This window comes from Janthinobacterium aestuarii (assembly GCF_046113285.1).
In the GTDB taxonomy this organism is placed as follows: domain Bacteria; phylum Pseudomonadota; class Gammaproteobacteria; order Burkholderiales; family Burkholderiaceae_D; genus Janthinobacterium.
Window position 1 is genome coordinate 5,528,113 of the sequence record NZ_CP142524.1, and the last position, 16,950, is coordinate 5,545,062.

Below are 16,950 nucleotides of genomic sequence, written 5' to 3' on the forward strand. Positions count from 1 at the left end.
CTTTTCCATTCCCACAACGAAAAAAAGGCACCTCAATGAGGCGCCTTTCTGGCCGGACATGCCGCGCCGGGGCGCTGGCATGTCAGATCCTTGTTATTTAACCATGATACGCTTGCTCGCCATGGCTGGTGATGTCGAGGCCTTCGCGCTCTTCTTCTTCCGGTACGCGCAAGCCGATGACGATGTCGACCAGTTTATAGGCGACGACGGAGACGACGGCCGACCACAGGATGGTGGTGCCGACCGCTTGCGCCTGCACCCACACCTGATGACCGATCGAATACGGATCGGCCGACATCTTGTTGGTGACATAGTCGAAGATGCCCTGGCCGCCCAATTGTGGTGCAGCAAACACGCCCGTCAGCAAGGCACCGAGGATACCGCCCACGCCATGCACGCCGAACACGTCGAGCGAATCGTCGGCGCCGATCAGGCGTTTCAGGCCATTCACGCCCCACAGGCAGACGATACCGGCCAGCAGGCCGATGACCAGGCCGCCCATCGGGCCGACAAAGCCGGCCGCCGGGGTGATCGCCACCAGGCCGGCCACGGCGCCGGACGCGCCACCGAGCATGGATGGCTTGCCTTTGCTGATCCACTCGCCAAATACCCACGACAGGGTGGCGGCGGCAGTGGCCAGCAAGGTGTTGACGAAAGCCAGGGCCGCCACGTCGCCCGCTTCCAGCGAGGAACCGGCATTGAAACCGAACCAGCCCACCCACAGCAGCGAGGCGCCGATCATGGTCATCGTCAGCGAGTGCGGCGCCATCGATTCACGGCCGTAGCCGACGCGCTTGCCGATCATGATCGCGCCCACCAGGCCGGCGACGGCGGCATTGATGTGCACCACGGTGCCGCCGGCGAAGTCCAGCGCGCCTTTTTGCCAGATCCAGCCCGCTTTCAGGGCTTCGCTGGCCGAGGTGGCGGCATTGGTGATCAGGTCAGGACCGGTCCAGAACCACACCATGTGGGCCGCTGGCAGGTAGGCAAATGTGAACCACAGCACGACGAAGGCCAGCACGGCGGCAAACTTGGCGCGCTCGGCAAAGGCGCCGACGATCAGTGCGCAGGTGATGGCGGCAAACGTGCCCTGGAAAGCGACGAAGACGAACTCGGGAATGACGACGCCCTTGCTGAAGGTGGCGGCGGCGGCAAACGTGCCCTTGGCCGGATCCCAGATACCGTTCAGGAACAGGCGGTCGAAGCCACCGAAGAAGGCGGTTTTTTCCGTGAAGGCGACCGAGTAACCGTAAATACACCACAGCACGATGACCAGCGCGAACACCATGAACACTTGCATCAGCACCGACAGCATGTTCTTCGAGCGCACCAGGCCGCCGTAGAACAGGGCCAGGCCGGGGATGGTCATCAAAATCACCAGCAAAGTGGAAATCATCATGAAACTGGTATCGCCCTTGTTGGCGACGGGCGCGGCGGCTGGCGCTGCAGCGGCAGCGGCCGGCGCAGCAGCAGCCGGTGCTGGTGCGTCAGGCACGGGCGTGACGGCGGGGGAGGCAACGGCCGTGGTCGTGGCTGCCTCCGTCTTGGCAGGGGCATCGGCAAAGCTTGGCGCGGCGACGCCAAACGCACACAGACAGGCAAACCCAGCGAGCAATTTTGTTATATTTTTACGCATCAATATTCCCCTTAGAGCGCTTCGTTGCCGGTTTCACCGGTACGGATGCGGATGACTTGTTCCAGGTTGTAGACGAAAATCTTGCCGTCGCCGATTTTACCGGTACGCGCGGCGCCTTCGATCGCTTCGATGGCCTGGTCGACAATGGCGTCATCGACGGCTGCTTCAATCTTGGTTTTTGGCAAAAAATCAACGACATACTCGGCGCCACGGTAGAGTTCCGTATGGCCTTTCTGGCGGCCGAAACCTTTGACTTCGGTGACGGTAATGCCTTGCACATTGATAGCCGACAAGGCTTCGCGTACTTCGTCCAGTTTGAACGGCTTAATGATTGCAGTAATCATTTTCATGGCAGTCTCGCTTAAAAGGTTTTGGATACGGTCAGCACGAGACCGGATTTCGCCAGATTCTTGCCATTCGGTGCCAGCGACGTGATGTTGGCCTTGACGGCGGCCAGAGCCACGGTCACCACGCCGAAATCCTTGGTCACGCCGATCTTGTAATCGTTATAGCTGAGGGAATCGTTGTGCGCGACCTTCTGGCGTCCGGCATGCAGGTTCAGCATGTAGCCATCGTGCACATCGACGTTGGCACCCACATCGAGGTAGCCGCTGTTCTTGCTGTCAGGCACGCCGAACAGATTACTGGTCGAATGCGAGTACTTGATGTAGGCCGGGCCATAGCCGAGCTGGCCGTACAGTTCGAAGGTGTTCGCGTTGGTGCTCAGCCCATTCGAGGGATAGAAGTAGTACAGGCCGCCCACATCGTAGGTGAAATCGTTGCTGATCTCGCCACGTTTGCCGCCGTAGATATCCCATTCCAGGTTGGTATCGCCGCCGCCGTCTTTGATCCATTTGATGCTCGACAACCAGGTCCCCACGTACAAACCCGTCGGGTTGTGGGTATAGTCGGCGCCGCCGCTGATGGCAGGGTCGAGACGGCTTTGCGACACGCCACGATAGCGGTAGTCGCTGGTCAGCGCCACGTTGTAGCTCACCACGTTATCAGGTACGGCTTCGGCCGCAGCAGGCGCCGCCACTGCATCCTGGGCCATGGCGCTGCCGCACAAGGCGGTCATGGCCAGCGTCAACGCTGCAGCTAAAGTCATGTTCTTGGACAGATTCTTCATGGCGATTCCCTTTTATTGAACTTTTAAAGCGGTTGAGGTTTAAAATCTTGGCTGGAGATCACAAAGCGTTCATACCTTCTTTAGCAGAATACGTGCCAGCTCTCTTGCCACCTTGACAGGTGCCTTTCCGGCCATACATACCGTGCAAGCCGCTGGGCATGCGGAAATACGTTGCTGAAGCGTTGTGGATTTGCCTATTTTCGCACCAGATTAACACCGCTGTGCACCGCAATGGTGCGATGCACATGCCGCACCATAAAAGGACTGAACATGGACATGAATACCTTCTTTAACGACTTGCAAGGCAAGATCCACCAGGCCATCGAGAACTCGCCGGCCAAGGATATCGAGAAAAACGTGAAATCGATGATGACCCAGGGCTTCGCCCGCCTCGATCTCGTCACGCGCGAGGAATTCGATATCCAGGCGCAAGTGCTGGCCAAGACCCGCGCCAAGCTCGACGCACTGGAATTGCGCCTGATCGAACTGGAAACCCGTCTGAACGAACCCAAGGCCAAGGTGTAAGGTTGTAAGGTGACGCCAGCCAGACCACGTTATTGACGGCCTTGCTGGCATAGCTCAAGCCTGACGGCGTTTCACGCGCTAGACTGAGACTGCCCGCGCCCGCGCCACAGGGGAGTTTGATGAGTCTGGCCGTCCTGAAAAGCCGCGCCCTGGCCGGCATGGAAGCGCCCGAGGTAAGTGTCGAAGTCCACCTTGCCAACGGTTTGCCTTCGTTTACGATAGTCGGCCTGCCGGATACGGAAGTGAAGGAATCGCGCGACCGCGTCCGTGCCGCGCTGCAAAACTGCGGCTTTGAGATGCCGGCGCGGCGCATCACGGCCAACCTGGCGCCGGCGGACTTGCCCAAGGAATCGGGGCGCTTCGACCTGCCTATTGCCTTGGGTATCCTGGCCGCCTCGGGCCAGTTGCCGGGCGACCAATTACATCACTACGAATTCGCGGGCGAACTGTCGCTCTCAGGCCAGTTGCGTCCCATTCGCGGCGCGCTGGCCATGACCTTTGCCATGCAGCGCAGCCCGGCGGGCGCGCCACGCGCCTTCATCCTGCCGCAGGCGAACGCGGACGAGGCGGCGCTCGTCAGCGATGCCTGCATCTATCCCGCCCACAGCCTGCTGGAAGTCTGCGCGCATTTTGCCGCGCACGGCAGCCAGACCGCCCTGCAACGCCATCAGCCCATGCTGGCAGCGCACGTCTTTCCGTATCCCGACTTTGCCGACGTGCAAGGGCAGCAGCAGGCGCGGCGGGCGCTGGAAGTGGCGGCCGCAGGCGGCCATAACGTCCTGATGGTCGGGCCGCCGGGCGCGGGCAAGACCATGCTGGCCAGCCGTTTTCCCGGCGTGCTGCCGCCCATGAGCGACGAAGAGGCGCTGGAATCGGCTGCCGTGCATTCGCTGGGTGGCCACTTCAAGGTGGAACACTGGAAACGCCGCCCCTACCGCGCCCCGCACCAGACGGCGTCCGGTGTGGCCCTGGTGGGCGGCGGCAATGTTCCGCGCCCCGGAGAAATCTCGCTCGCGCACTGCGGCGTGCTGTTTCTCGATGAAATCGCCGAATTTCAGCGCCGGGTGCTCGATGTGTTGCGCCAGCCCATGGAATCGGGCGTGATCAACATTTCACGCGCGGCCCGCCAGGCCGAGTTTCCTGCCCGCTTCCAGCTGATCGCCGCCATGAATCCCTGCCCGTGCGGTTATCTGGGCCACGCTTCGGGACGTTGCCGCTGCACGCCGGACGCCGTGCTCCGTTATCACAGCCGCCTGTCCGGCCCGCTGCTCGACCGTATCGACCTGCAGATTGAAGTGGCCGCGATGCCGCCGGCGGCGCTGGGCCGGCACGCCGGCGCCGGAGAAAGCACGCGAGCCATCGCCACAAGGGTAGCGGCAGCCTTTGCCCTGCAGCTGGCGCGCCAGGGAAAGGCGAATCAGCGCCTGAGCAGCACGGAAATCGAACAGCATTGTCGCCTGGAAACGCATGGCGAACAGCTGCTGCACGGCGCCATGGCGCGATTGCACTGGTCGGCGCGTACCTACCACCGCGTACTGCGCGTGGCGCGCAGCATCGCGGACCTGGAGGCTAGCCCCGGCATCACACAGCCGCACGTCGCCGAAGCGATCCAGTACCGGCGCGTGCTGCGTGAAATATAAGGCGGCCCGTAAGTGCCACACGTGCACGATTGCGCGCGACTGGCGGCGCTGCTACCATCTGCTGATGAAAAAACCATCACTTGCCCTCTTTCTGGCTACGCTCGCGGCCGCCGGCGTCTTGTCCGCCTGCAGTCCGAAGTTCGACTGGCGCGACTACCGCAGCCCCGACGCCCAGTTCACGGCCTTGTTCCCAGGCAAACCGGCCGTGCTGACGCGCGAGATCGATCTTGATGGTAAGAAAATCAGCCTGACCATGACGGCCAGCGAGGTTGATGGCAATACCTTCGCCATCGGCAGCGCCGTGCTCGACAGTGCAGAACAGGCGCAAGCGGCCCTGCCCGCCATGCAGACTGCCCTGTTAAAGAATATTAACGGCACCGTGCGCAGCGAAAAATCGGCATCGACGGCCAGGAGCACGGCGGCAGGAACACACCAGCACAGTTCGCTCAGCATCGAGGCCAAAGGCACGCAGCAAGGCAAGCCTGTCTTGCTGGTCGGCCGTTTCGTGGCGCAGGATAAACGGATTTTCCAGATCATCATCCTCGGTGAAGAAAGCAAGCTGTCGCGTGACACCATCGACACTTTCATGGACTCGGTGAAACTGGATTGAGACTTAACGATCGCTTAAACGGGTATTTTCACCGTAAGCAAGCTCTTGTAAATGAGTGCGTTGTCCAACAGATGGCCCTATCCGGCTTGCAAATGTGCAATCCGGGCAATCGGACGGCCTGTGCGACATTTCAAGTCGTGATATTGTTTCGACACTAACAACAAGTTTCAGAAAGCGCTTATGTTGATCTCATTCAAATCCAAATCCTCCCCTGAAGTGCTGATGTACCAGGAACATGCCCAGCGCATCCTCGACATCCTGCACAAGAACCCCACGCGCGGCGTCATCACGCCAGCCGAAGCGGGCGATGCCCTAGCCCTGCTGGAAAAAGAAGTCGCGGAAAGCAAACTGCATCCGGAAAATGACGTCGAACACGATGCGCATACGCCGGAAACGCTGGAAGATGGCGAAACGGGCGCCCATGCGCGCGCGCAAAAAGTGCATTTCTCGCAGCGCGCCTATCCCTTGATGGAGATGCTGCGCTCGGCCAAGGCGGAAAATGAAAGCATCACCTGGGGCATCTAGTCCGATGAATGCTGCAGACGAAAAAAAACCCCGCTGATGCGGGGTTTTTTTATATAACAAGCCTGACGATAACCTACTTTCACACTGGTTGCAGCACTATCATCGGCGCAAAGTTGTTTCACGGTCCTGTTCGGGATGGGAAGGGGTGGGACCAACTTGCTATGGTCATCAGGCATAACTTTTTCAACAGCCTGCTCCCAACGGGGCAGCAAACCATCTGATCTGAGGAGGCGAATTATACCGTAGGTCAGCTTGGCGCGCAAGCGCATAAGTCTCCCCTCGGACGCCAACAGTGTTGTCGGATTACGCGCTGCGCGCTAATCCGACCTACCCGGCTTGGCCGATGTGGGCCGATGTCCGTCGGCGCAGGCCGGCGTAGGTCGGCTTAGCGCAGCGTAAGCCGACAACCACCTGCGGCACCCCGCAAAACCGCCAGACGAAAAAAAACCCCACCGGAGTCCGGCGGGGTTTTTCTCTTACTGCGAATAACAAGCCTGACGATAACCTACTTTCACACTGGTTGCAGCACTATCATCGGCGCAAAGTTGTTTCACGGTCCTGTTCGGGATGGGAAGGGGTGGGACCAACTTGCTATGGTCATCAGGCATAACTTGTACCGGCGTTTGTCTCCTGTTGGACGACAAAGCCATGAATCTGGAAGAAGCAAAGATTGGGGTAATGAATGGTAGTATCAACACACACGCAACGTTGTACCGTCTTATCCTCTGTACCTGCTAAGGTTATAGGGACAAGCCGTACGGGCAATTAGTACTGGTTAGCTTAATGCATTACTGCACTTCCACACCCAGCCTATCAACGTCCTGGTCTCGAACGACCCTTCAAAGAGCTCAAGGCTCTGGGAAATCTCATCTCAAGGCAAGTTTCCCGCTTAGATGCTTTCAGCGGTTATCTCTTCCGAACTTAGCTACCCGGCAATGCCACTGGCGTGACAACCGGTACACCAGAGGTTCGTCCACTCCGGTCCTCTCGTACTAGGAGCAGCCCCCTTCAAATTTCCAACGCCCACGGCAGATAGGGACCAAACTGTCTCACGACGTTTTAAACCCAGCTCACGTACCACTTTAAATGGCGAACAGCCATACCCTTGGGACCGGCTACAGCCCCAGGATGTGATGAGCCGACATCGAGGTGCCAAACTCCCCCGTCGATATGAACTCTTGGGAGGAATCAGCCTGTTATCCCCAGAGTACCTTTTATCCGTTGAGCGATGGCCCTTCCATACAGAACCACCGGATCACTATGTCCTACTTTCGTACCTGCTCGACTTGTCAGTCTCGCAGTTAAGCACGCTTATGCCATTGCACTATCAACACGATGTCCGACCGTATCTAGCGTACCTTCGAACTCCTCCGTTACACTTTAGGAGGAGACCGCCCCAGTCAAACTGCCTACCATGCACTGTCCCCGATCCGGATAACGGACCAAGGTTAGAACCTCAAACAAACCAGGGTGGTATTTCAAGGTTGGCTCCACGAGAACTAGCGTCCCCGCTTCAAAGCCTCCCACCTATCCTACACAGATTGGTTCAAAGTCCAATGCAAAGCTACAGTAAAGGTTCATGGGGTCTTTCCGTCTAGCCGCGGGTAGATTGCATCATCACAAACATTTCAACTTCGCTGAGTCTCGGGAGGAGACAGTGTGGCCATCGTTACGCCATTCGTGCAGGTCGGAACTTACCCGACAAGGAATTTCGCTACCTTAGGACCGTTATAGTTACGGCCGCCGTTTACTGGGACTTCAATCAAGAGCTTGCACCCCATCATTTAATCTTCCAGCACCGGGCAGGCGTCACACCCTATACGTCCACTTTCGTGTTTGCAGAGTGCTGTGTTTTTATTAAACAGTCGCAGCCACCAGTTTATTGCAACCCTTTCACCCTCATGGAGTAAACCAATCAAGCTACCGGGGCGTACCTTTTCCCGAAGTTACGGTACCAATTTGCCGAGTTCCTTCTCCCGAGTTCTCTCAAGCGCCTTAGAATACTCATCTCGCCCACCTGTGTCGGTTTGCGGTACGGTCTCGTATGACTGAAGCTTAGAGGCTTTTCTTGGAACCACTTCCGATTGCTTCGTGAACAAGTTCACTCGTCTCAACCCCTTGAATTCCGCACCCGGATTTGCCTAAGTGCCTTCTATGAGCCAAAAACCAACTATTCCAACAGTTGGACAACCTTCCGCGATCCGTCCCCCCATCGCATCATACGACGGTGCAGGAATATTAACCTGCTTCCCATCAGCTACGCATCTCTGCCTCGCCTTAGGGGCCGACTCACCCTGCTCCGATGAACGTTGAACAGGAAACCTTGGGCTTACGGCGTGGAGGCTTTTCACCCCCATTATCGCTACTCATGTCAGCATTCGCACTTCTGATACCTCCAGCATCCTTTACAAGACACCTTCGCAGGCTTACAGAACGCTCTCCTACCATATATATCTGTGATAAATCACAGAACAATATCCGCAGCTTCGGTGACTGGCTTAGCCCCGTTACATCTTCCGCGCAGGACGACTCGATCAGTGAGCTATTACGCTTTCTTTAAATGATGGCTGCTTCTAAGCCAACATCCTGACTGTTTTAGCCTTCCCACTTCGTTTTCCACTTAGCCAATCTTTGGGACCTTAGCTGGCGGTCTGGGTTGTTTCCCTCTTGACGCCGGACGTTAGCACCCGACGTCTGTCTCCCAAGCTCGCACTCATCGGTATTCGGAGTTTGCAATGGTTTGGTAAGTCGCAATGACCCCCTAGCCATAACAGTGCTCTACCCCCGATGGTGATACTTGAGGCACTACCTAAATAGTTTTCGGAGAGAACCAGCTATTTCCAAGTTTGTTTAGCCTTTCACCCCTACCCACAGCTCATCCCCTAATTTTTCAACATTAGTGGGTTCGGACCTCCAGGGCGTGTTACCGCACCTTCATCCTGGCCATGAGTAGATCACTTGGTTTCGGGTCTACACCCAGCGACTGATCGCCCTATTCGGACTCGATTTCTCTACGGCTTCCCTATCTGGTTAACCTTGCCACTGAATGTAAGTCGCTGACCCATTATACAAAAGGTACGCAGTCACGGAACAAGTCCGCTCCTACTGTTTGTATGCACACGGTTTCAGGATCTATTTCACTCCCCTTCCGGGGTTCTTTTCGCCTTTCCCTCACGGTACTGGTTCACTATCGGTCGATTACGAGTATTTAGCCTTGGAGGATGGTCCCCCCATATTCAGACAGGATGTCACGTGTCCCGCCCTACTTGTCGTACGCTTAGTACCACCGGTCCGATTTCACATACGGGGCTATCACCCACTATGGCTCCTATTTCCAGAGGATTCTGTTATCGGTCCGACTATCACGTACAGGCTCTTCCCATTTCGCTCGCCGCTACTTTGGGAATCTCGGTTGATTTCTTTTCCTGCAGCTACTTAGATGTTTCAGTTCGCCGCGTTCGCCTTGCATACCTATGTATTCAGTATGCAATACCCTAAAAGGGTGGGTTGCCCCATTCGGAAATCTGCGGATCAAAGTGTGTTTGCTCACTCCCCGCAGCTTATCGCAAGCTACTACGTCCTTCATCGCCTGTAATCGCCAAGGCATCCACCATGTGCACTTATTCGCTTGTCCCTATAACGTTAGCCTCTGATTACTAGGTAATCAAAGAGCGCTACAGGGATAAGAAAGTACAACGTTGTTGCTTGTTTGTTGATACATACAATCATTACCCATCAAGTCGCCTCATGCATTGCTGCACGCATAGACTTGATCAATAAATAATCTTTACTTCTTCCAGATTGTTAAAGAACGAAACAGCTTTGATCGCTAAAAGATCAAACCTAAACCCAAGTCTTGATGACTGGCTTACGTTTGCACTTTCAAAGTACTTGGTGGAGGATGACGGGATCGAACCGACGACCCCCTGCTTGCAAAGCAGGTGCTCTCCCAGCTGAGCTAATCCCCCTATGGGTCTTGCGTGGCTTTGATCTCTAAAAATCATCTGGCTTTGCCAGTGGTTTTTAGCTATCAACCAAACGAAAGTAGGTTTGTACTTTCGTTTGACGCTTTTACTGGTAGGGCTGGTTGGACTCGAACCAACGACCCCCGCGTTATCAACACGGTGCTCTAACCAGCTGAGCTACAGCCCCAACGCGGTGCTACTACGACTACTGTTTCTTCTTCATTTAACAGCCGATAAGTGTGAACATTTGATGCGTGAACCAGTTACCTGATTCGTGCAAACTCTAGAAAGGAGGTGATCCAGCCGCACCTTCCGATACGGCTACCTTGTTACGACTTCACCCCAGTCACGAATCCTACCGTGGTAAGCGCCCTCCTTACGGTTAAGCTACCTACTTCTGGTAAAACCCGCTCCCATGGTGTGACGGGCGGTGTGTACAAGACCCGGGAACGTATTCACCGCGACATGCTGATCCGCGATTACTAGCGATTCCAACTTCATGCAGTCGAGTTGCAGACTACAATCCGGACTACGATACACTTTCTGCGATTAGCTCCCCCTCGCGGGTTGGCGGCGCTCTGTATGTACCATTGTATGACGTGTGAAGCCCTACCCATAAGGGCCATGAGGACTTGACGTCATCCCCACCTTCCTCCGGTTTGTCACCGGCAGTCTCATTAGAGTGCCCTTTCGTAGCAACTAATGACAAGGGTTGCGCTCGTTGCGGGACTTAACCCAACATCTCACGACACGAGCTGACGACAGCCATGCAGCACCTGTGTACTGGTTCTCTTTCGAGCACTCCCCAATCTCTCGAGGATTCCAGCCATGTCAAGGGTAGGTAAGGTTTTTCGCGTTGCATCGAATTAATCCACATCATCCACCGCTTGTGCGGGTCCCCGTCAATTCCTTTGAGTTTTAATCTTGCGACCGTACTCCCCAGGCGGTCTACTTCACGCGTTAGCTGCGTTACCAAGTCAATTAAGACCCGACAACTAGTAGACATCGTTTAGGGCGTGGACTACCAGGGTATCTAATCCTGTTTGCTCCCCACGCTTTCGTGCATGAGCGTCAATCTTGACCCAGGGGGCTGCCTTCGCCATCGGTGTTCCTCCACATATCTACGCATTTCACTGCTACACGTGGAATTCTACCCCCCTCTGCCAGATTCTAGCCTTGCAGTCTCCAATGCAATTCCCAGGTTGAGCCCGGGGATTTCACATCAGACTTACAAAACCGCCTGCGCACGCTTTACGCCCAGTAATTCCGATTAACGCTTGCACCCTACGTATTACCGCGGCTGCTGGCACGTAGTTAGCCGGTGCTTATTCTTCAGGTACCGTCATTAGCAAAAGATATTAGCTCTCACCGTTTCTTCCCTGACAAAAGAGCTTTACAACCCGAAGGCCTTCTTCACTCACGCGGCATTGCTGGATCAGGCTTTCGCCCATTGTCCAAAATTCCCCACTGCTGCCTCCCGTAGGAGTCTGGACCGTGTCTCAGTTCCAGTGTGGCTGGTCGTCCTCTCAGACCAGCTACTGATCGATGCCTTGGTAGGCTTTTACCCTACCAACTAGCTAATCAGATATCGGCCGCTCCACGAGCATGAGGTCTTGCGATCCCCCACTTTCATCCGTAGATCGTATGCGGTATTAGCGTAACTTTCGCTACGTTATCCCCCACTCCAGGGTACGTTCCGATATATTACTCACCCGTTCGCCACTCGCCACCAGAGCAAGCTCCGTGCTGCCGTTCGACTTGCATGTGTAAGGCATGCCGCCAGCGTTCAATCTGAGCCAGGATCAAACTCTTCAGTTTAATCTCTGTTACTTTGCCGTTTTACCGGCACCGTCATTGCTGACGGGTCGCTCACTTCAAAAACAACTGACAGGCCACTTCTTGCGAAGCGTCCTATTTCATTTATTTCTTCGTGAACATTTGATATTTTAAGTTAGACGCCAATCCGAAGATTGACGCTGCACTTGCATCAAATGCCCACACTTATCGACTGTTAATTGTTAAAGAACTGTATTCGGTGCCACTTTCGCGCTATCGACAAAGCGTTGTGTTTGTCAGCTGCGAAGAAGGAAGAGTATGAAGCGTTTCGGCTAATTCGTCAACCTTCTTTTTTACTACCCAGCCCCGAAAGGCCGCCCCTTTTGTGCCGCAAACTAGTGCGTCTCATCGGGGAGGCGAATCATATCAAAGACCGCCGAAGTTTGGCAAGCGCTTTTCCAGGAAAGCGTGCATGCCTTCTTTTTGTGCAGGCGTGCCGAAGGCAGCCTGGAACAAGCGGCGCTCATAGGCGACGCCATCGGTCAGGGTCGTTTCGAAGGCGCGGTTGACGCAATCCTTGATCATCATGGCCACCGAGGTCGGCATGGCGGCGATGGTCTTGGCGGCAGCCAGAGTTTCTTCCAGCAATTTATCAGCCGGAACCACGCGCGACACCAGGCCGATGCGTTCTGCCTCGGCAGCGTCGATGGTGCGTGCCGTCAGCAGCAGATCCATGGCCTTGGCCTTGCCGATGGCGCGCGGCAGACGCTGCGTACCGCCCGCGCCCGGCGTGACGCCAACCTTGATTTCCGGCTGGCCGAATTTGGCGCTGTCGGCGGCGATCAGGAAATCGCACATCATGGCCAGTTCGCAGCCGCCACCGAGCGCATAGCCGGCCACCGCGCCCACCACCGGTTTGCGCACGCGCAAGATATGCTCCCAGTTGCGGCTGATGTAACCCTGGGTAAAGGTGTCGGGATAAGTGTAATCAGCCATGGCGGCGATGTCAGCGCCGGCGGCAAAGGCTTTTTCGCTGCCCGTGAGCACGATGCAGCCGATATTCTCGTCCGCGTCGAATTTCAGCAAGGCGTGGCCCAGCTCATTCATCATGTTGTCGTTCAAGGCATTCAAGGCCTTGGGACGGTTCAGGCGGATGACCGCCACTTTGTCCTGGATGTCGATGATCAGGTCTTCGTATTGCATAGTGTCTCCTCTCGATGAACGGTGCAACGATTGTAGCGGCTAACGGCAGCGGCGCGGCAGGTGCGCTGCTATTATTGTGAGTCCGATCACCTTTCATCGAGCAGCGTATTTTCTCCTCCTTCTTCCAGTACTGCACCCGCTATCTGCGCGGCGACGGCAGCGCCGCCAGCGTCAATTTCCGCCGCCTGTGGTTCAGCAACGGCCTCAATTGCTTCGGCGCCCAGATCACTTCACTGGCCCTGCCCCTTTGCGCGGTACTGCTGCTGCATGCGACGCCGGAACAGATGGGCGTACTGGTCGCGCTACAGGCGCTGCCGTTCGCCCTGTTCGGTTTGCCTGTCGGCGTGCTGCTGGACCGGCGCAGCAAGCACCCGATCATGCTGTTCAGCGAAAGCATGTCCGGCCTGGCCCTGGCCAGCGTGGCTGTGGCCTACTGGTGCGGCGTGCTGTCGATGCCATGGTTATATATAGTGGGATTCATCATCGGCACGGGCTTCGTCGTCGGCGGCGGCGCCGAACAGGTGTTCCTGACTTTCCTGGTGGGCCGCGATGGCTTGATCGATGCGCAATCGAAATTTGCCGCCACGGAATCGGCTTCGCGCCTGATCGGCCCCGGCCTGGCCGGCGTACTGGTGCAAGTGCTGTCCGCGCCCGTCGCCATCCTGTGCACGGCCTGCGGATACTTGATTTCCGTTTTCAATTTGCGCGCCATGAGCGTGCGCGACCCACGGCCGGCGCCCTCCGACAAGCACGCCCTGCGCGACATAGCCGACGGCTTGCTGTTCGTCTGGCGCGAGCCGCTGCTGCGCGCGCTGGCCTGGGGCGCCGGCATCTGGCACTTCCTGTTTTACGCCAGCATGGCCTTGACGGTGCTGTTCGCCACGCGCGACCTGGGCATGAGCCCTGGCGTGCTGGGCATGACGCAGATGCTGGGCGGCGCCGGCGTCTTGCTCAGCGCCTTCATCGTCAAGCCGCTGACGAAGCGCTACGGCGCTGGCCGCACCATCCTGATCGGCCTGGCTTCGACCTCGCTCTGCTTTGCCCTGACGCCAACGATTCCCGCCGCGCTGTTCGGCAGCGCGGCGGCCAGCGCCGTCGCCTATGCCATATTGATGTTCTTTTTCGATTGCGGCGTGATGCTGTTCTTTATTCCCTACCTGGGCTTGCGCCAGAAAGTCACGCCCGATCCCATGCTGGGCAGGATGACTTCCACCATGCGCTTCCTGACGGTGGCGACGGCGCCGCTGGGCGCGCTGGCCGCCGGCTGGGTAGCGGAACATTTTGGCGTGCGCAATGGCCTGGCCTGCATCGCGGCAGGCAGCATTGCGTTGACGGTTGCCATAGTGTGGGGCACGCCGCTGCGTAGCGTGCGCACCTGAAGCGAGGAACGGGAATACACTGCAGAAAGATTGCCTTGGCGACACTATTCATGCCAAAGCCTGTGAGGTTTGATTTACATCAAGGTTTTAATTGATGTAAATCCATAAGCTGTCTTACATCACTTGAGGAGCACGCCATGTTTAACACCATCTTATTTCCCACCGACGGCTCGCCGTTGTCCGACAAAGCTGCCGAGACTGCCCTCGCCTTTGCCCAATTGAACAAGGCCAAGCTGGTCGCCATCAGCGTGGTGCAACCGTTCCCGTTCTCGCCGATGGCCGACGGCGGCATCGTGCTCGACGCCAGCCTGTATGAACAGCAGATGCAGGAAGCTTCGCAACGCGCCATCGACAAGATCGGCGAAGCGGCGCGCGCCGCCGGCGTGCCTTTCGAAGGCGTGGTGGCAGTGTCACCGAGTCCGCACGACGAAATCGTCAATGCGGCGCAAACCTACCATTGCGACATCATCCTGATGGCCTCGCATGGCCGCAAGGGCTTGAACAAGCTGTTCGTGGGCAGCGAAACGCAAAAAGTGCTCGCGCATACGCATTTGCCGGTCATGGTTCTGCGTTAAGCCAGACCATCGCTACCCCGGCGTCGCGCGCAGCAACTCAGCGCGCCGGCGCCTGCTTCGGCAACAATACCCACACGGCGCCGCTCTGTTTCATGCGGCCCGCATTCTCGGCCGCTTCCGCGCCAAAGCCAAAGAAATAATCGACACGGATCGGCCCGCGAATGGCGCCGCCCGTATCCTGCGCCATCACCAGGCGCTGCATGGGAATCTCGCTATTGGCTTGCGTGGTGGACAAAAACACGGGCGCGCCCAGCGGCAGGAAGCGCGAATCGACGGCCACCGAGCGCTGCGGCGTCAACGGCACGCCCAGCGCACCCTTCGGCCCCACTTTCGGATCGGGCAAACGCTCTTCCTTGAAGAAGACATAGCTGGGGTTAGCGTTGAACAATTCATCCTTGCGCGTCGGGTGGCCGGCAATCCACGCCTTGATGCCTTGCGCGGACGCCTGGCTCAGGGTCAGCTCGCCCTTGTCGACCAGGTAGCGGCCAATCGACTTGTAGGGGTGGCCGTTTTGATCCGCATATGCCACGCGCACGGTTTCCTGCGTATCGGTCAGCTGCACGCGGCCGGAACCCTGCACCTGCAGGAAGAACGCCTCGACTTCGTCATCCACCCACAGCAATTCCTTGCCCGTGACGGACGTGGCGCGCTCGATGTCGGCACGGGTCGCGTACGGGATCACCTTCTTGCCGACCAGCTTGCCCCGCAGGCGCATGTTCTTCAGTTCCGGATACACGCCGGACAAGTCCACCGAGACCAGGTCGTCGGGCACCTTGTACAGCGGCGTCTGGTATGGACCGCCGCGCTTGCGCGCGCCGTGCAGCAGCGGCTCGTAGTAGCCGGTGACGAGGCCCGTGCTGGCACCATCGGCCGTAATGACTTGATTGGGCACAAAGAACGTTTCGAAGAACAGACGGATGGCCTTGTCGCTGTCGGCATTCACCTGGCGCGCGATCGTGCACGATTCCTTCCAGTCCGGACGCTTGACCAGCACGCCGCACGAAGCCATGAAGGCTGGCCAGGCGGCGCGCATGTCGTCGCGGGCCCAGCCAGGCAAGGCGGCGAACTTGGCGGGCACGAAGGTGGGCGCTGCCACATCCGCGGCATCCTTGGCGTCGGCCGGCTTGGCGGGCACGGGCCTGACGACGGTCGGCGCGATGGGCGGCGCCTTGCCGCCGGCGGCGGCCGGTGGCGCCGATGGCGTGGTACAGGCGGACAGCGCGAGCGCGACGGCGCCGATGGAAACGGGTAGACTACCGCGTGTCAACAGACGGCGGGTAAATACTAAGCTGCGGGTAAATAACATAGGGGTGCGTATGTGGATCTTGATGATAGAGGCGCTGGTGGCGTTCTTCTTGCTGGCATTTATAGTCTGGTGGACCATGTATTCGGGTAAAAAACCCGCGCCACCGGCACGCCAGCAACTCAGCGAAGAACAGGACAGCACCGAAAAACTGAAATAAGGGGCCAAGCCCCCCGGCGTTGCGTCAATGCAGGGTGCGCGGCACCGACAGCACGAACTCGGGAATCAAAGCTTCGAACTGATGGCCGTCTTCTGCCACGCAAAAGTATTCGCCGCGCATCGAGCCTTGCGGCGTGCCCAGCATGGTGCCGCTCGTGTATTCGAACTGCTCGCCCGGCTGCAGCAGCGGCTGGTGGCCGACGGCGCCCAGACCGCGCACCTCTTCCACCTTGTTGTTCGCATCCGTGATAAGCCAGTGGCGCGAAATCAATTGCGCGCCAGCCGTGCCCGTGTTGACGACGCGGATCGTGTAACTGAACACGTGCCGCCCCTGGTCCGGTGCCGATTGTTCAGGCAGATATTGCGTCTTGACCGTTACCGTAAATTCATAAGTCGCCATCGTCATTCCTATTCAGACATTGCCAGTCGTATTGTGTGTCGCGCGCGACGCATTGACCATCGCGCGATGCGTATTCTGTGTTTCACGGTCCTTCAATGAAGCATGGTACCGGCGTCAAGCGTAAA

General features: G+C 57.6%; 13 protein-coding genes, 2 tRNA genes and 4 rRNA genes. 7 read left to right on the top strand and 12 right to left on the bottom strand.

Annotated features, from left to right (window positions below):
• Positions 1-97 precede the first annotated feature (97 nt).
• From OX462_RS24865 to OX462_RS24875, 3 genes are read right to left on the bottom strand one after another with little or no spacing between them, the layout of a single operon-like run.
• Positions 98-1,636 carry an ammonium transporter gene (locus tag OX462_RS24865; protein ID WP_409027291.1) on the bottom strand — a complete coding sequence of 513 codons (1,539 nt, stop codon included), beginning with the start codon at positions 1,634-1,636 and terminating at the stop codon, positions 98-100.
• A gap of 11 nt (positions 1,637-1,647) precedes the next feature.
• On the bottom strand, positions 1,648-1,986 hold the full coding sequence (locus OX462_RS24870; protein ID WP_010393464.1) for a P-II family nitrogen regulator: 339 nt from the start codon (positions 1,984-1,986) through the stop codon (positions 1,648-1,650).
• A gap of 11 nt (positions 1,987-1,997) precedes the next feature.
• Positions 1,998-2,765 carry a TorF family putative porin gene (locus OX462_RS24875; protein WP_230506402.1) on the bottom strand — a complete coding sequence of 256 codons (768 nt, stop codon included), beginning with the start codon at positions 2,763-2,765 and terminating at the stop codon, positions 1,998-2,000.
• Positions 2,766-3,035: 270 nt separating this feature from the next.
• Between OX462_RS24875 and OX462_RS24880 the strand changes: the two genes are divergently transcribed.
• From OX462_RS24880 to OX462_RS24895, 4 genes are all read left to right on the top strand, one after another.
• Positions 3,036-3,290 carry an accessory factor UbiK family protein gene (locus OX462_RS24880; RefSeq protein ID WP_070289926.1) on the top strand — a complete coding sequence of 85 codons (255 nt, stop codon included), beginning with the start codon at positions 3,036-3,038 and terminating at the stop codon, positions 3,288-3,290.
• A 119-nt stretch (positions 3,291-3,409) separates the two neighbouring features.
• Positions 3,410-4,930 (top strand): YifB family Mg chelatase-like AAA ATPase, encoded by a 1,521-nt coding sequence (locus OX462_RS24885; protein ID WP_230506403.1) that lies wholly within the window; start codon positions 3,410-3,412, stop codon positions 4,928-4,930.
• 64 nt (positions 4,931-4,994) lie between these two features.
• Positions 4,995-5,540 carry a hypothetical protein gene (locus OX462_RS24890; RefSeq protein WP_099409725.1) on the top strand — a complete coding sequence of 182 codons (546 nt, stop codon included), beginning with the start codon at positions 4,995-4,997 and terminating at the stop codon, positions 5,538-5,540.
• A 180-nt stretch (positions 5,541-5,720) separates the two neighbouring features.
• Positions 5,721-6,065, top strand: coding sequence for a DUF1840 domain-containing protein (locus tag OX462_RS24895; RefSeq protein WP_070224486.1), 345 nt, complete (start codon positions 5,721-5,723; stop codon positions 6,063-6,065).
• Positions 6,066-6,125: 60 nt separating this feature from the next.
• Here OX462_RS24895 and rrf (OX462_RS24900) read toward each other — a convergent pair.
• From rrf (OX462_RS24900) to OX462_RS24930, 7 genes are all read right to left on the bottom strand, one after another.
• Positions 6,126-6,238, bottom strand: a 5S ribosomal RNA gene (gene rrf, locus OX462_RS24900).
• A gap of 319 nt (positions 6,239-6,557) precedes the next feature.
• A 5S ribosomal RNA gene (rrf, locus tag OX462_RS24905) occupies positions 6,558-6,670 on the bottom strand.
• A gap of 139 nt (positions 6,671-6,809) precedes the next feature.
• Positions 6,810-9,699 (bottom strand): 23S ribosomal RNA (locus OX462_RS24910).
• 258 nt (positions 9,700-9,957) lie between these two features.
• A tRNA-Ala gene (locus OX462_RS24915) sits at positions 9,958-10,033 on the bottom strand.
• A 107-nt stretch (positions 10,034-10,140) separates the two neighbouring features.
• A tRNA-Ile gene (locus OX462_RS24920) sits at positions 10,141-10,217 on the bottom strand.
• 100 nt (positions 10,218-10,317) lie between these two features.
• Positions 10,318-11,848 (bottom strand): 16S ribosomal RNA (locus OX462_RS24925).
• The 16S, 23S and 5S rRNA genes sit together here with 2 tRNA genes alongside, the layout of an rRNA operon.
• Positions 11,849-12,232: 384 nt before the next feature.
• On the bottom strand, positions 12,233-13,009 hold the full coding sequence (locus OX462_RS24930; RefSeq protein ID WP_099411739.1) for an enoyl-CoA hydratase: 777 nt from the start codon (positions 13,007-13,009) through the stop codon (positions 12,233-12,235).
• 185 nt (positions 13,010-13,194) lie between these two features.
• Between OX462_RS24930 and OX462_RS24935 the strand changes: the two genes are divergently transcribed.
• Together OX462_RS24935 and OX462_RS24940 are read left to right on the top strand one after the other, a co-directional pair.
• Positions 13,195-14,388 (top strand): MFS transporter, encoded by a 1,194-nt coding sequence (locus OX462_RS24935; protein WP_409028782.1) that lies wholly within the window; start codon positions 13,195-13,197, stop codon positions 14,386-14,388.
• A gap of 137 nt (positions 14,389-14,525) precedes the next feature.
• A complete protein-coding gene (locus OX462_RS24940; RefSeq protein ID WP_034753546.1) occupies positions 14,526-14,963 on the top strand; it encodes a universal stress protein in 438 nt (145 codons plus the stop codon).
• A 37-nt stretch (positions 14,964-15,000) separates the two neighbouring features.
• Here OX462_RS24940 and OX462_RS24945 read toward each other — a convergent pair whose 3' ends face one another.
• The gene (locus tag OX462_RS24945) at positions 15,001-16,230 is read right to left on the bottom strand and encodes a murein transglycosylase A (protein WP_409027292.1); all 1,230 of its coding nucleotides are present in this window, start codon (positions 16,228-16,230) and stop codon (positions 15,001-15,003) included.
• A 49-nt stretch (positions 16,231-16,279) separates the two neighbouring features.
• Between OX462_RS24945 and OX462_RS24950 the strand changes: the two genes are divergently transcribed.
• Positions 16,280-16,426 carry a hypothetical protein gene (locus OX462_RS24950; RefSeq protein ID WP_175444843.1) on the top strand — a complete coding sequence of 49 codons (147 nt, stop codon included), beginning with the start codon at positions 16,280-16,282 and terminating at the stop codon, positions 16,424-16,426.
• A gap of 24 nt (positions 16,427-16,450) precedes the next feature.
• Here the strand turns inward: OX462_RS24950 and apaG are convergent, their stop codons facing one another.
• Complete coding sequence (apaG, locus tag OX462_RS24955; RefSeq protein WP_070223779.1) at positions 16,451-16,825, bottom strand: Co2+/Mg2+ efflux facilitator ApaG/CorD; 375 nt, start codon at positions 16,823-16,825, stop codon at positions 16,451-16,453.
• Positions 16,826-16,950: the final 125 nt, after the last annotated feature.

Excerpts from the sequence above, each read along its gene's own strand:
- OX462_RS24950 (WP_175444843.1), top strand. The coding sequence starts at position 16,280 with ATGTGGATCTTGATGATAGAGGCGCTGGTGGCGTTCTTCTTGCTGGCA.
- apaG (WP_070223779.1), bottom strand. The coding sequence starts at position 16,825 with ATGGCGACTTATGAATTTACGGTAACGGTCAAGACGCAATATCTGCCT.
- OX462_RS24890 (WP_099409725.1), top strand. The coding sequence starts at position 4,995 with ATGAAAAAACCATCACTTGCCCTCTTTCTGGCTACGCTCGCGGCCGCC.
- OX462_RS24930 (WP_099411739.1), bottom strand. The coding sequence starts at position 13,009 with ATGCAATACGAAGACCTGATCATCGACATCCAGGACAAAGTGGCGGTC.
- OX462_RS24870 (WP_010393464.1), bottom strand. The coding sequence starts at position 1,986 with ATGAAAATGATTACTGCAATCATTAAGCCGTTCAAACTGGACGAAGTA.
- OX462_RS24875 (WP_230506402.1), bottom strand. The coding sequence starts at position 2,765 with ATGAAGAATCTGTCCAAGAACATGACTTTAGCTGCAGCGTTGACGCTG.
- OX462_RS24940 (WP_034753546.1), top strand. The coding sequence starts at position 14,526 with ATGTTTAACACCATCTTATTTCCCACCGACGGCTCGCCGTTGTCCGAC.
- OX462_RS24895 (WP_070224486.1), top strand. The coding sequence starts at position 5,721 with ATGTTGATCTCATTCAAATCCAAATCCTCCCCTGAAGTGCTGATGTAC.
- OX462_RS24885 (WP_230506403.1), top strand. The coding sequence starts at position 3,410 with ATGAGTCTGGCCGTCCTGAAAAGCCGCGCCCTGGCCGGCATGGAAGCG.
- OX462_RS24865 (WP_409027291.1), bottom strand. The coding sequence starts at position 1,636 with ATGCGTAAAAATATAACAAAATTGCTCGCTGGGTTTGCCTGTCTGTGT.
- OX462_RS24880 (WP_070289926.1), top strand. The coding sequence starts at position 3,036 with ATGGACATGAATACCTTCTTTAACGACTTGCAAGGCAAGATCCACCAG.